14 protein-coding genes and 2 pseudogenes are annotated in these 11,794 nt (G+C 68.8%); 10 read left to right on the top strand and 6 right to left on the bottom strand.

The features are described 5' to 3' along the window. Positions 1-228 precede the first annotated feature (228 nt). Both DMB42_RS01265 and DMB42_RS01260 read right to left on the bottom strand, forming a co-directional pair. Positions 229-864: an alpha/beta hydrolase gene (locus DMB42_RS01265; RefSeq protein ID WP_125629756.1), complete on the bottom strand. Its 636-nt coding sequence runs from the start codon at positions 862-864 to the stop codon at positions 229-231. A 133-nt stretch (positions 865-997) separates the two neighbouring features. Next, positions 998-2,452, bottom strand: coding sequence for a serine hydrolase (locus tag DMB42_RS01260; protein ID WP_125629754.1), 1,455 nt, complete (start codon positions 2,450-2,452; stop codon positions 998-1,000). A gap of 140 nt (positions 2,453-2,592) precedes the next feature. On the opposite strand from DMB42_RS01260, the gene DMB42_RS01255 reads away from it, so the two are divergent. Beyond that, positions 2,593-3,294: a TetR/AcrR family transcriptional regulator gene (locus DMB42_RS01255; protein ID WP_125629753.1), complete on the top strand. Its 702-nt coding sequence runs from the start codon at positions 2,593-2,595 to the stop codon at positions 3,292-3,294. Positions 3,295-3,841: 547 nt separating this feature from the next. Here the strand turns inward: DMB42_RS01255 and DMB42_RS01250 are convergent. Beyond that, positions 3,842-4,408 (bottom strand): TetR/AcrR family transcriptional regulator, encoded by a 567-nt coding sequence (locus DMB42_RS01250; RefSeq protein WP_125629751.1) that lies wholly within the window; start codon positions 4,406-4,408, stop codon positions 3,842-3,844. A 94-nt stretch (positions 4,409-4,502) separates the two neighbouring features. On the opposite strand from DMB42_RS01250, the gene DMB42_RS01245 reads away from it, so the two are divergent. Continuing rightward, positions 4,503-5,426, top strand: coding sequence for an NmrA family NAD(P)-binding protein (locus DMB42_RS01245; protein ID WP_125629749.1), 924 nt, complete (start codon positions 4,503-4,505; stop codon positions 5,424-5,426). Positions 5,427-5,838: 412 nt separating this feature from the next. Here the strand turns inward: DMB42_RS01245 and DMB42_RS01240 are convergent, their stop codons facing one another. Beyond that, positions 5,839-6,288 (bottom strand): hypothetical protein, encoded by a 450-nt coding sequence (locus DMB42_RS01240; RefSeq protein ID WP_125629747.1) that lies wholly within the window; start codon positions 6,286-6,288, stop codon positions 5,839-5,841. A 170-nt stretch (positions 6,289-6,458) separates the two neighbouring features. On the opposite strand from DMB42_RS01240, the pseudogene DMB42_RS55905 reads away from it, so the two are divergent. Next, positions 6,459-6,584 (top strand): annotated as a pseudogene (locus tag DMB42_RS55905) (LysR family transcriptional regulator); the annotation flags it as partial. 196 nt (positions 6,585-6,780) lie between these two features. Continuing rightward, positions 6,781-6,984 (top strand): annotated as a pseudogene (locus DMB42_RS56250) (LysR substrate-binding domain-containing protein); the annotation flags it as partial. 193 nt (positions 6,985-7,177) lie between these two features. Here the strand turns inward: DMB42_RS56250 and DMB42_RS54640 are convergent. After that, the gene (locus DMB42_RS54640) at positions 7,178-7,591 is read right to left on the bottom strand and encodes a MarR family winged helix-turn-helix transcriptional regulator (RefSeq protein ID WP_185844407.1); all 414 of its coding nucleotides are present in this window, start codon (positions 7,589-7,591) and stop codon (positions 7,178-7,180) included. Between the two features lie 55 nt (positions 7,592-7,646). Between DMB42_RS54640 and DMB42_RS01225 the strand changes: the two genes are divergently transcribed. From DMB42_RS01225 to DMB42_RS01205, 4 genes are all read left to right on the top strand, one after another. After that, positions 7,647-8,135 (top strand): MarR family winged helix-turn-helix transcriptional regulator, encoded by a 489-nt coding sequence (locus tag DMB42_RS01225; RefSeq protein ID WP_260477413.1) that lies wholly within the window; start codon positions 7,647-7,649, stop codon positions 8,133-8,135. A gap of 383 nt (positions 8,136-8,518) precedes the next feature. Further along, entirely contained in the window at positions 8,519-8,680 is a 162-nt protein-coding gene (locus tag DMB42_RS01220; RefSeq protein WP_312024710.1) for a LuxR C-terminal-related transcriptional regulator, read from the top strand. A gap of 278 nt (positions 8,681-8,958) precedes the next feature. After that, positions 8,959-9,777: a CPBP family intramembrane glutamic endopeptidase gene (locus DMB42_RS01210; RefSeq protein ID WP_125629741.1), complete on the top strand. Its 819-nt coding sequence runs from the start codon at positions 8,959-8,961 to the stop codon at positions 9,775-9,777. Position 9,778: 1 nt separating this feature from the next. Then, positions 9,779-10,453, top strand: a complete 675-nt coding sequence (locus DMB42_RS01205) for a hypothetical protein (RefSeq protein WP_125629739.1) — start codon at positions 9,779-9,781, stop codon at positions 10,451-10,453. Here the strand turns inward: DMB42_RS01205 and DMB42_RS01200 are convergent. Beyond that, complete coding sequence (locus tag DMB42_RS01200) at positions 10,351-10,893, bottom strand: hypothetical protein (protein ID WP_125629737.1); 543 nt, start codon at positions 10,891-10,893, stop codon at positions 10,351-10,353. The two genes, DMB42_RS01205 and DMB42_RS01200, sit on opposite strands and share 103 nt — an antisense overlap. A gap of 221 nt (positions 10,894-11,114) precedes the next feature. On the opposite strand from DMB42_RS01200, the gene DMB42_RS01195 reads away from it, so the two are divergent. Both DMB42_RS01195 and DMB42_RS01190 read left to right on the top strand, forming a co-directional pair. Beyond that, positions 11,115-11,258, top strand: a complete 144-nt coding sequence (locus DMB42_RS01195; protein ID WP_221761961.1) for a hypothetical protein — start codon at positions 11,115-11,117, stop codon at positions 11,256-11,258. A gap of 28 nt (positions 11,259-11,286) precedes the next feature. Beyond that, positions 11,287-11,574, top strand: coding sequence for a hypothetical protein (locus tag DMB42_RS01190; protein WP_125629735.1), 288 nt, complete (start codon positions 11,287-11,289; stop codon positions 11,572-11,574). The last annotated feature ends 220 nt before the right edge of the window (positions 11,575-11,794 follow it).

Raw genomic sequence — 11,794 nt, 5'->3', positions numbered from 1 at the left:
GTCATTCGATCATCTTTGAGGGCTGCTGCCGCTTCTGTCCGGAGGAGAGCGTGATTGGGCAAATGAACGCGACCATCGGGCAAGTCTTCCCGCGTCGCCGTCCACGGGCAGAGGTGTCCAGAGTGCTGCCGAGCGGCCGGACCGGCCTCCGTGTGGTGGGAGCCTGGACACCTCCACCACATCGGAGGCTTTCGCCATTGATCGATCCGTACTGTCAACGTCTCGTGGTCACCACGGCTGGCGGGCTGCCCGCAGGATCAAGTTCGTCACCATGTCAGGGTGGCTCATCATCGCGACGTGTGAGCTGTCGATCTCGACGGTGGTGGCGCCGGCTCGCTTCGCCATCGCGCGCTCGGCTTCGGGCGGGATGATCCTGTCCTGCCGGGCGATGAGGTACCAGCTCGGCACCGACCTCCACGCAGGTGGACCGGACGGGGTGACGAGCGCCGTCGGCGCGCCGGGCCGCTGGGTCGCGGCCATGAAGCCGGTCGTGCTCCGCGGAAGATCCTGAGCGAAGAGGGTGCGGAAGTAGGCCGGGTCGATGTAGGCGTCCCCGTCTCCGGGGGGACCCGGGAAGGGGCGCACGATGAGGTGGTCGGTCACGTCTGTGTGGCCGCCGCCCAGCGTGTCGGCAGCAGCGACGCTCTCGCCCTGCTCCGGAGCGTGGGCCGCAACGTAGACCAGTGCCTTGACGTTCGGGATTCCGGTGGCGCCGTTGCCGATCACCGCGCCGCCGTGGGAATGGCCGACGAGCACGACCGGACCTTCGACGGCGGTCAGGAACTGACGGAGGTACTCACCGTCCGCCTGCGGCCCGCAGAGCGGATCGGAGAACGCGACCACCTTGTAGCCGGCGGCGAGCAACCGGCGGCGTGGGTGGTGGCGGTGCCGAGCGGGTCGAGGGACGTCTCGACGGCGCCGGCGACGGTGGCCCGCTGCTCACCGTGACAAGCCCCGACGTGCCCCGCTGCTCGCGTACGTCCTGGAAGCGAGCCGGTCAGGTGGCCTTGGGGGCGCAGCGCATGCCGATGTAGACACAGCCCGTCCCGTCCGGCAGCGTTGAGAAGACCACGGGTGTGTAGTCCTCGCTGAAAGCCGCGCCTACCCCCGTACCGGCGAAGACCGTCTCCGTCACCGGCGACAGGTCGATCGCGAGGGGGTCGGAGAAGGCCTTCATGCCGTCGACGAACTCATAGAGCGCGTGCCCCGCACTGTCCTTCTCGGTCACGGTGATGATCACGCCCTCGCGCCGGTACGTGCCTACGAGGGGCGCCCAGTCGACCACGGGCCGCGTGGCCGGAGGGGCGAAGGGCTCCGCCATGGTCACCCCCGCCAGCTCGGCGAGGAGCTCGCGGTAGAGCGCCGCGTACACCTCACGCGCACCGCCGCCGTTGGTGAGCAGAGCGACCGCCACGCCCGCCGAGGGCACCACGCGTAGGTAGCCGTACTGGCCGATGGAGGCGCCGTCATGGCCGTAGCCGGCGATGCCGTTCCAGTCGTACAGGGTCCAGCCCAGGCCCCAGCCGTCCGAGCTGACGGTCCACTTGTCGGGGCAGTCCACCGCCCGGAGCTGCATCTGCGCGACCGTCTTCTCGTCGAGCACGCGGGTGCCGTCCACGGCCACTCCGCCGGCGAGGTGCATCCGTGCGAACCGGGCGAGGTCCCCGGCGGTGGCTATGACCCGGCCGTACGGGCCGGCCGAGCGTGGCATCAGGTCCCAGGACGGCGCCGGTTCCGGCTCCTGGCCCGGCTCGCCCAGGTGCCCCATGGCCGCACGGAACCGCAGCGCTTCCTCGGGCAGCGTCATGGTGTGCGTGAGGCCGAGTGGGGCCAGGAGCAGTTCCTTGAGCGCTTCGTCCCAGACTCTGCCGGTCACCACCTCGATGATCCGGCCGAGCACGTTGTAGCCGACGCTGCTGTATGAGATCACGCTGCCGGGCGGGCAGTCGAGCGCCACGGCCTTCGCGGCCTCGACGTACTTGGCGAGGCAGTCGTCGCCGCGCCCGCTGTCGTGGGTGAAGTCGCAGGTCAGGCCGCTTGTGTGGCTGAGCAGCCGGCGGGTGGTGATCGCTTTGGTCGCTTCAGGGTCGGCGGCGGAGAACTCCGGCAGCACGTCCACGACCGGCGCGTCCAGGTCCAGTTCGCCGGACTCGGCGAGCTTCATGATCAAAGTGGCTGTGTAGATCTTGGCTATGGAGCCCATCTGGAAGACCGAATCGGTCGTCACGTTCACGCCGGTGCCGCGGTGCAGGACGCCGGTGGCCAGTTCGTGGACGGTGCTGTCGACGAGGATGGCGAGGGCCGCGCCTGGCACATGGTGCTTGGCGCAGAGTTGATCGAGACGACGTTGCCAGTGGGCGAGATCCAGCTTCCGGCCGGCGGAGTCCCGCGTTCCCCATGCCCCGTTCGTGGCCCAGTTGCCGTGCTCGTCCCAGCTCACGTTGTTCGGCATCGCAGATTCCCCTCTCGGATGTGCGTCGCTCTCGACGCTTGATGCGAACACTGTACGCAGAACGGAACAGCGTGCGCAATTGCGTACGGCGTGCGCTATGATGGTGGAGACGTACCGGCGGCAAGAAGGGGTGAGGTCGTATGCCGGCCAACACGAAGCCGATCGCATCGGTCTGGACCCGTTCGCGTCCTCCGCAGCGAGAGCAGCTGACCCGGGAGCAGATCGTGGCCGCAGCCATCGAACTGCTGGATGCGGAGGGGGTCGAGGCGCTCAGCATGCGCAAACTCGGCGCCCGGCTCGGCGCCGGGGCCACCTCCCTCTACCGGCATGTGACCAACAGGGACGAACTCATCCAGCTAGCCGTCGACGACGTGTGCGGAGAGCTCGATCTGCCGGCCCCCGCGGACCCCGCGCAGTGGCGCGCGGCGGTCGCCCACACGGCCACCGAAGTGCGGGCCATGGTCCTGCGCCACCCTTGGGTCGCCCTCGAGCTCGGTCAGATCGGACTCATCCACATCGGCCCGAACGCCATGCGGATGTCGTCGGAGCTGCTCGCGTGGTTCGAGGCGGCCGGCTTCCCGGCGCGCGAGAAGCAGCCGGCCGCGGGGACGCTGATGTCGTACGTCATCGGGATCGCAACCGCCGAGGCCGCGTACATCTCGCTGATCGCCCGCAGTGGTAGCACCGAGAGTGCCTGGGTGGCGAGCCGAAGCCAGGACTTCGACGAGGGCGCCGACCCGCGTCAGCTCCGCGAGGATCACTTCGCGTACGGCCTGGACCGTGTCCTCGACGGCCTGGCCGCCCGGCTCGACGGTCGTGGGTCTGGACGTCTTCAGCCCTGACAGATCTGACAGACGTGCCCGGCAAGATCATCACGCTCTGGCCTGCGTCGAAGGGGCTGGAACCCGAGCTAACAGTGGGACTGCCATGCCTGGCCTGGGCGACGGAGGCCGGGCCGCCACGCCGGACGTCTTCATCGGCATGAGCCGTTGGCGACATCTTGGGCCTCAAAGGCAGGCCCCTGACGTGTGAAAGGCGATGCACGCCGAGGCCCTCGGCGCCCCCCGGGGCGCAGAAGTCAAGACAAAGACGAGCCAGGGGTAGGGCTAGGTCCTTTGGAGTTCGCTACACGATGTCGATGCCGGCCGTGCGCATGTTTGCCTCGAACAACGCCGCCAGTCGGTCCAGGCAGGTTTTCTGCTCTTGTCCGTGCCGGCTGAGCAGGCTGTACCGGATCGCGGCGTCGTCGCGGTCCCGAAGTCCGGCCGGAGTCGGCGGCAGTTCGGGGTCTCACCCGCGCTTGTCCAGGGTTGTCTGACCTTCCAGCAGGTCAGAGGACGGCGCGAAATGCTGGGACGACGCCTTCCTCCGGGCCTTCGGGCAGGCTTCTCAGCTCTGCGGGCTCAGGCCCGCCACGGCCAGTCGGAACAGCCGGTCCGCGCGGGCGGCCGGGTCAGGGTGGTGCTCTGTGGCGAGGACGATGCCGACGATCAGTGCGATCAGGTCGGCGACGGTGATGCCTTCCGCCACCGCTCCGTCCTGCACGGCGCGCTGAAGCAGGGGGTTCCCCGCCTCTGCCATCATCGCCGAGCAGGTGTTCTCGTGTACGGGGTCGGGCTCGGCCCCGTCGTAGGCCAGTGTCGCCGCCAGCTCTCGGGCCGCGACGCAGTAGGTGACGACGGCACTGAGCCATTCCAGGAGCGCGTCACGGCTGTCTCTCTTGCCTGCCAGCTCGCGGGCGCGGGCGGCCAGGGCCTCGATCCGTTGATGGGAGACCGCCTCCAGCAACGCCCGGCGGGTGGGGAAGTGGCGGCGTACGGTGGCCGAGCCGACCCCCGCGATGCGGGCGATCTGTTCCAGGGAGGCGCCGGCCCCGTACGCGGCGACCTCCTCCTCGGCCACGGCGAGGATGCGCGCGTAGTTCCGCCGGGCGTCCGCGCGCTGGCGGTCGGACATGGCGTCATCTCCAGAGTTGCTAAGTGGCGGGGTCCGCCATATCGTACCGCAAAGAAAACGGCGGGCCCCGCCGTTTAATGCCCTGAGGAGCACCATGTCCGCAGATCCCGCACCCGTCCTGGTCAGCGGCGCCACCGGCAGACAGGGCGGAGCCACCGCGCGTGCCCTGCTCGCTGCAGGCGTTCCTGTACGCGCCCTCGTGCGTCACCCCGGCACCGACCGAGCCAAGGCCGTCGAGGCGCTCGGCGCCGAGCTGGTCACCGGCGATCTCCACGATCGCGATTCGGTGGTCCGGGCCGCCGAGGGCGTACGAGCCGTCTTCTCCGTTCAGATGGCCGCCCTGACCGCCGAAGGATTCGATTTCGACGGAGAGGTGGCCCAGGCCGTCAACCTCATCGAGGGCGCGAAGGCCGCGGGAGTGCCGCAGTTCGTACACACCTCCACCAGTGGCGCCGGTCAGCACACCGAGACTCCTGGCTGGATCGCAGGCCGCTGGGGCTCGCTGGACGGCAGCCTGGGAGCCAAGAGCACGATCCAGGACCGGGTTCGCGCGGCCGGCTTCTCCCGCTGGACGATCCTCAAACCGGGTTTCTTCATGGAGAACTTCCTGCCGTCCATGGCTTTCCTGTTCCCGCGCGGTGTCGAAGGCGGCCTGGTGAGCGTCGTGAAGCCGGACACCCGGCTGTCCCTCGCCGCGGTGGACGACATCGGCAGGGCGGCCGCCGCGGCCATCGCCGAGCCGGAGCGGTTCCATGGCGTCGAGCTGGAGCTGGCGAGTGACTATCTGTCGATGACGGAGGTCGCCGAGGTTCTCTCCCACGCGCTGGGCACGTACCTGTCCGCGCCGGACATGACCGAGGAGCAGGCGCTCGCCGCCGGAATGCCGGCGATGGGCGTCTCACACGAGTGGATGAACATAGCCGGCCAGCCGGCCCGCCCGCAGTACGCCAGGGACCTCGGCCTTTCGCTCACCAGCTTCGAGGAATGGGCGCGACAGCACCTGCGGCCCACGGCTTGACGCAAGGTCTGAGGCAAGCATTTCCGATCTCAGAACCGGCGGGTTACGGGCTGAACTACTGGAGATGCTGTTAGCGCGCCTGCTACACAGGACTATTCACGCCGCGGGTGAGTGCGAGCACCGCGGCGACCACGGCCCAGCCGGCCGGAGCCGCGAGGTCCTGGTCCAGAGGCATATCCCGTTGGATTTCCGGCCGAAGCTACGGGGACCTCCAGTGGGACCAGGCTGAGGGGAAGTAACGGCTCTTATGCCGTGGAGGTGTGAATGAGGTGGAGATCAGGGAATTGCCGGTACTTTGTCGCAGTCGCCGATCGTCGTCACGTCCTGGGCGAGGAACTCTGCGCCTTCTTCCGCCTCGTCCGCTGATCAGGCGGTCGAGACCGGTTTCCCGAGCCTCGGGCCGGGATGATCGTCAGCAGGTTATGGTGGCGTTCCGGTCCACCCAGATCTGTTCGACGCCCTTGTCGCCGAACACGGAGGCGAAGATCGTGCCATGGTAGTCGCCGCTGACGCACGGTACCGTGCTGCTCGCGGAGTGGGACTTCTCGGAACCGGTTCTCTCGCCGAACCACTCGTAATAGGGCGCGTCATTGTTCGGCTCCAGCCAGATGACCAGCCAGTCCACGGTGGCCGGGGCGGACTGGTCGCATTTCGCGCCGCCGGTCAGGCGTATCTTGCCGTCCACGACGTGGGGAGTGTCGAAGAATACCTCGCAGCCCGGGTATACCTCCGACGGCCGGGTTTCGTACGGCGGTTGGAGGGCGGCGCTCGCCACCCCGATTGAGGTGATGCTGAGCACGGCGGCGGTGGTCGCCGTGGCCAGTACGGCGAATGTTCGGAGCCGATTCATGAATCCTCCCATCGGGACCGATTGTCCTTGTGTTCGATCATCTTTCTCGGCAGCGCCAGGTACGTACCGTCGTCTCATGACAGCGCGGGACCGGACCGCGATCAACGACGGATCGCCGCACATGCGACAGGCTCCGCCTGTCGATCCTGGTCAAGCCCGCCGACGCGCTGGAACATGAGGGTGTGGATCTTCACCAGCTTGATTACGCCATCGCGGTCGCCGACGAACTGCACTTCGGCAGGGCCGCGGCCCGGATGCACGTCACCCAGCAGTCGGTCAGCGAGCAGATCCGCAGGCTGGAACGTGAGATCGGCGCTCCGCTGTTCACCCGCACCAGCCGCCGGGTGACCCTGACCCGGGTGGGTGAGGCGTTCCCGCCCGAGGCCCGCCGGGGCCGCCATCCGCCACGCCCTGGACACCGGCCGGTGGGCCGCCACCGGCCGCGTCGGCTAGCTCCGGATCGGCTACGCCGAGGACCTCGGCCCGCGGCTGTTCCAGCTCGCGGTGCCCGCGCTGCGGGACCGGTTCTCCGACGTACGGGCGCTTCCCTATCCGATGACCACGTCCAGCCAGATCGTCGCGCTCGGCGACGGCCGCCTGGACATCGGCTTCTGGTGGAACGCCGAGACCGGGCCCGGCCTGGACTCGCTGCTGGTGACCCGCGAACCGCTCGTCGTGGCGGTGGCCGCCCGGCATTCCCTCGCCGCCGAGTCCGCCGTCGATCCGGTGCGGCTCTCCGGCCTGCCGCTCATCGTGGTCGAGCGGGACGTCAATCCCTGCACTCCCAGCGCTTACAGGACGTCACCTCGGCAACGGACGTCTCACCGGCCGCCGGCGGAGGCTTACCCCTGGGCGGCGTGCTCAGGAGCGGATGTCACCGGCGAGCGCAGTGAAGCCGGTGTCAGGAGCGGGCCAGGTCGGCTTCGACGTTCCCCGCCATCACCGAGAGGGTCCGTATGGTCTCGGCGTACTGGTCGAGCGTCAGCCCGCCCAGTACGGTCGCCCGGCTCCCCTCCACGCGCTTGCTCGCCTCAAGGTGGGTGGCGCGACCCGCCTCGGTGAGCGCGACGGCGCCCCCGCCGGTCGAGACCGCCCAGCCGCGCGCGGTCAATCCTGCCAACGGGTCCGGCCCGCCGTCCGTGGAGAAGTGGGTCAGTGCGGTGGTGAGCTCCTCGCGCGTGGTGTCGCCACGGCTCAGAAGGTTGAGCGCCTGCCATTGACGTCTGCTGAGGCCGAGATCGGCGAGGGTGCGGGCGAACTGCTCCTCCAGCAGGTTGTGCAGGTGCATGAGCCAGTAGCCCAAAGGCTTGTCCACGAAGACCTCCATGTAAGATGACATATAGTTGTCTACTACTATGCATGGAGGCTCTGTGACCGGCAAATCGGACAGCTACGTGGCCGAGATCGAGGCCGCCGTCGTCGGCATCCGCCGCAGCCAGCGCCGCCGTACGCTGGCCCGGCTGTCCGAACGGCGTGGCGAAGCGGTCGGGCAGCACGCGGAACTGCGCGACGCCGTCTACGAATTGCTCGACGTGATCGAGGCCGCCGAGGCGAACGGCGACGCGCTCACGGTCACCGACGCCGCGGCCATCCTGGACGTGGATCAGCCGCGCTCCAGCAGACTCGCCGGGCAAGCCCTCCGGGCAGGGCTGCTACGGCGCGAGGCCGACCAGCTTGACGGCCGCCGCTCGCTGCTTGCGCTGACGACGGACGGCCGCGCTGTGCTCGCCCGGATCAGGGACTTCCGCCGCGCCGTCATCGCCGAGGTCACCGCGGAGTGGACGGAGGAGGAGCGGGCCGCGTTCGCCTGCCTGCTCAACCGGTTCGTCCGGGACTTCGCCACGCGCACCCGCTCGTAGCAGGCCCCCTACCCGGGTAACGCTCTTCGTCGGTGGATGTGGAGGAGAGCCGACGTCACCGGGGCCCTTCCTGGCACACCTCTTGAGGGGCACTGGCCCAAGATCAAAGGTTCGGCACCACTCTTGAAGGCCGCGGTGTCCGCTGCTGCGATCTCACTCGGGCGGTGAAGGCCTCGATAGCGTCCACGAGCGCCTCGAAGGCGCGCAGCGGTGGCGTCGAACCAGGCCGGGCGGGGCGCCAGTGTCCGGGGTGAGACCGGCATCGCCTGGCTCGGCAGTGGCATGTTCCACTTGCGCTGAGGCCGGCTCGTGAGGATCGGCCGGCGCGAGCGGCTGCCTGACCAGGGAGGTTCGGCCTGCCGCCCTGGCCCAGGGGCCGGGTTGTGCTGAGCGAGAACACGGTGAAGTCGCACGTCCGGGCCGTCCTGCAGAAGCTGGACCTGCGCGAGCGCGTGCACGTGGTGATCCACGTCTACGAGAACGGGCTCGTCGCTCGCCATGAATTCCATCCTGACGGGTGGTCCCGGGTTCACCCCTTGGGGTGAGGCCGGACCTGTTCCGCCCGGCCTAGCTTCGAGACTGTGCGTTTCCTTCGTCTCATACCTCTCAGCGTCGTCATGCTCGTCGGCTGGACAGCCCCGGCCTTTGCCGGTGACCAGGAGCTGATCGACGGGTCGTCCGTCGAGACGATCGTCCGCGTCCGGGATGGGGACGACAACGCGGTGACGCCCCGGATGCCGTTCCGTGCCGCGTCCTTGAGCAAGCGCCACACCAAGATCACTTATCGAGTTGGATCCTCGCGCTCGCCCGAAACGAGGTCTTCATGACTGCGTCCTCCACGCGCTCCAGTTCTGCCAGATCAACTGCCATCGATGTCACGTGGTTCTTCGCGATCGCCGTCCTGCTGTGTTTCGCGCTGTCCGTTCCGATGGTCTTCCGGCTCGTCCCGACGGACTTCTACAACCTGATCACTCCGATCCTGCAACTGACCCCGCTGCTCGCAGCGATCATCATGTGGCTTGCCCGACGACCCGGAACGTTCCGAGAGACGTTCGCCACCAGGTGGCGCGGCACACCCAAGTGGGCCGGCATCGGCATCGGCCTCATCGCCGCGATCGCCGCGATCCAAACCGCCATCGCACTGACATTGGGGATCTGGCGGCTCAACCCGCTTGACCAGATCTTCGCGGCGACCATATGGATCGTTCCGGTCTTCCTCATGCAGTCGGTCTTCGCCATCGGCGAAGAGTTCGGCTGGCGCGGCTGGCTGGCGACGCGCGCCGCGTCATGGGGATTCTGGCCGCTGGCCGTTGTCAGTGGTCTGGTCTGGATCGTCTGGCACCTGCCGGTCCTCGCCGTCATCGGTGATCGACCAACCTGGGACATCGTCGTCTACTTCGCGGGCATGCTGCCATGGGCGCCGCTGTTGCTCGCACTTCGCCGGCAGTCGGGGAGTGTCTGGCCCGCGGTTCTGACGCACGGGGCGATCAACAGCGTCCGGGTGTACCTGCTGCAATCCGTCCCCGACGCAACGGATCACCTGCTCATCGAAGTGATCGGCTGGGTGCTCACGCTCGCCGCTGCCGTGTGGCTGATGCGCCCGAGCCGGGCGCAGCCCGTCCGCGGGTCTTTTGAAGGATAGGTTGATTCCTGCTCGAGTTCGGCCGTTTCCTGGGCCAGACCTGATCCCGCGCACGCCGACCGGCGGCGGCACGGTCCGCGAGGAGGCGGTGGACGACCGGGCGGCGCTGGCCTGGTTCACCGCCGAGAGCACCGTGCTCGTCGCGGTGCTCTCCCAGGCCGCCGCCCAGGGGTTCGACGCCCACGCCTGGCAGCTCGCCTGGGCCGTCGCCGGCTTCCTCGACCGCCGCGGCATGCGGCACGAGCGCCTGGCCGTCCAGACCACCGCGCTGGCCGCCGCGCGGCGCGCCGGCGACCGGCTCGGACAGGCGTGCGCCCACGGCAACCTCGGCTGGGCCGACGCCGCCGCCGGCCGCTTCGAGGAGGCCCACGGCCACCTGCTGCTCGACCTGTACGGCGAGCTCACAGGTCAGGCCCGCGTCCACGGCAACCTGTCCACCATTTACGGCATGCAGGGCCACCGCCGCGACGCCGATGTCCGGCGGCAGGCTCGGGCCGCCGCCATGGCCGTTCTCGCGCCTGCTCTGTCTCGCTGCTCTGTCTCGCTGCGGTCGCGGGAACGCGACCGGCGGGCTCAGCTCCAGGTCGCCTGTTTGAGAATCGTGCCGAGCCGGCTGTTGCCCCACTGGTCGAAGATGAGGATCTTCGACTTGGGCAGGTGCCAGATCCGCTGCTGATAGGAGACGCCGGTCCGCTTGGCCGACTGCGTCGTGCAGCCGACGCGCCAGACGCGGTAGGCGGCCTTGTGTCCCGTACCGACCGGGCGGAGACCACGGGCGACGAGCTTGCCGGGGAAGTCCTCCACGTAGCGCTTGTCGGGTGCGCAGGCCGCGAGCCCGTTGCCCGGGTGGTACGGCTCCTCGGGGTCGTAGGGGTTGCCGTGGCGGGCCAGGGAGATGCCCTGCGGCCCGACGAGGTAGAACCCACGGCACTCGACGGCGAGCCGGTCGCAGCCGCCGGTCTTGACGTGGATGCCCCACATGTCTTCTTTTCCGACTTTCCAGGTCTTGGGGATCTGGAGCGTCATGCCGCGGAAGACGAGCGGCTTGGTCTCCGCGCTCTGCGCGGGTGCGCCGGTGAACAGGAGGGAGGCGGTCACAACCAGGGTCGTCAACATGATCCCGAGGCTAGGGAAGCCCGCTTGTGGCTCGGCTGCAACGCTCTTGTAGCACGCTCGAACGGCCACGCCGGACTTCCGGCACCGTTCCTTCCCCGGTCGTCCACCGGCGGTCAGCGCGTTCCGAGGGGAACCTCGAAGAGCCTGCGCACCGGGCCGACCGGCCCCGGCCTGTTCGGCGTCCTCGGCTCGCCGCCCAGCGCGGCGACCGTGCCGACCCGATGCCCGACCAGGTCTGGGAGGAGGCGGCACGGCATTACGACGAAGCGGGACTGGCCGCGATCGTGCTGATGGCGGCGGTCACGAACCTGGTGAACCGGCTCAACGTCGTCACCCGGCAGCCCGCGGGGCAGAAGCGGGGCTGAGCCGAGTGGCGAACACGGGGGATCGCTCATGACCACGCGCAGCCGGCCGCGATGGCTGTCCACAGTCCTTTACTGGTATCTGGCTGCGTCGTTCTTCATCGGCTTCGTCACCAAGTTCTGGCCCGGCCCGACCTTCTTCGGTCCGGCCTACGCGGAGAAGTTCGCCGACTGGGGTTGGCCGCCGTGGATGCGGTTCGTCGTCGGCATCATCATGATCGGCGTGGCGCTGGCGAACTGGCCGCCGGACTGGCGGGACCTTCTCCATCCCCTGGACGAGCGGAGTGCCCGCGTGGAGCCGGGCCCGTCCGTCCGGTAGGTGAAACCGGCGTGGCCGTGATCGAGGGGACGATCACGGCCACGCCGGTGTGCCGGCGTCAACGGGTCGCCGGTTCGGCACCTCCGTCGTGAGCCGGCGAGAGGTCGACGACGACCTCGTAGATGCTGGGCCGCGCGGCGATGTGCAGACCGGGGTCATTGAGCAGCCGTTGGGCGCTCTCCTGCCATTCGGGGCTGGGCGTCGTCGATCAACGATCGGT

The sequence above is a fragment of the Nonomuraea sp. WAC 01424 genome (genome assembly GCF_003947315.1).
Taxonomy (GTDB): Bacteria; Actinomycetota; Actinomycetes; order Streptosporangiales; family Streptosporangiaceae; genus Nonomuraea; species Nonomuraea spiralis.
The sequence above is the reverse complement of the archived record's forward strand: the minus strand, read 5'-3'. Positions and strand labels throughout refer to the sequence as shown.

Bases quoted from the DNA above. Each gene is read 5' to 3' on its own strand.
- DMB42_RS01210 (WP_125629741.1), top strand. From the start codon at position 8,959: ATGACTGCGTCCTCCACGCGCTCCAGTTCTGCCAGATCAACTGCCATC.
- DMB42_RS01260 (WP_125629754.1), bottom strand. From the start codon at position 2,452: ATGCCGAACAACGTGAGCTGGGACGAGCACGGCAACTGGGCCACGAAC.
- DMB42_RS01255 (WP_125629753.1), top strand. From the start codon at position 2,593: ATGCCGGCCAACACGAAGCCGATCGCATCGGTCTGGACCCGTTCGCGT.
- DMB42_RS01190 (WP_125629735.1), top strand. From the start codon at position 11,287: ATGACCACGCGCAGCCGGCCGCGATGGCTGTCCACAGTCCTTTACTGG.
- DMB42_RS01245 (WP_125629749.1), top strand. From the start codon at position 4,503: ATGTCCGCAGATCCCGCACCCGTCCTGGTCAGCGGCGCCACCGGCAGA.
- DMB42_RS01200 (WP_125629737.1), bottom strand. From the start codon at position 10,893: ATGTTGACGACCCTGGTTGTGACCGCCTCCCTCCTGTTCACCGGCGCA.
- DMB42_RS01240 (WP_125629747.1), bottom strand. From the start codon at position 6,288: ATGGGAGGATTCATGAATCGGCTCCGAACATTCGCCGTACTGGCCACG.
- DMB42_RS01250 (WP_125629751.1), bottom strand. From the start codon at position 4,408: ATGTCCGACCGCCAGCGCGCGGACGCCCGGCGGAACTACGCGCGCATC.
- DMB42_RS01195 (WP_221761961.1), top strand. From the start codon at position 11,115: ATGCCCGACCAGGTCTGGGAGGAGGCGGCACGGCATTACGACGAAGCG.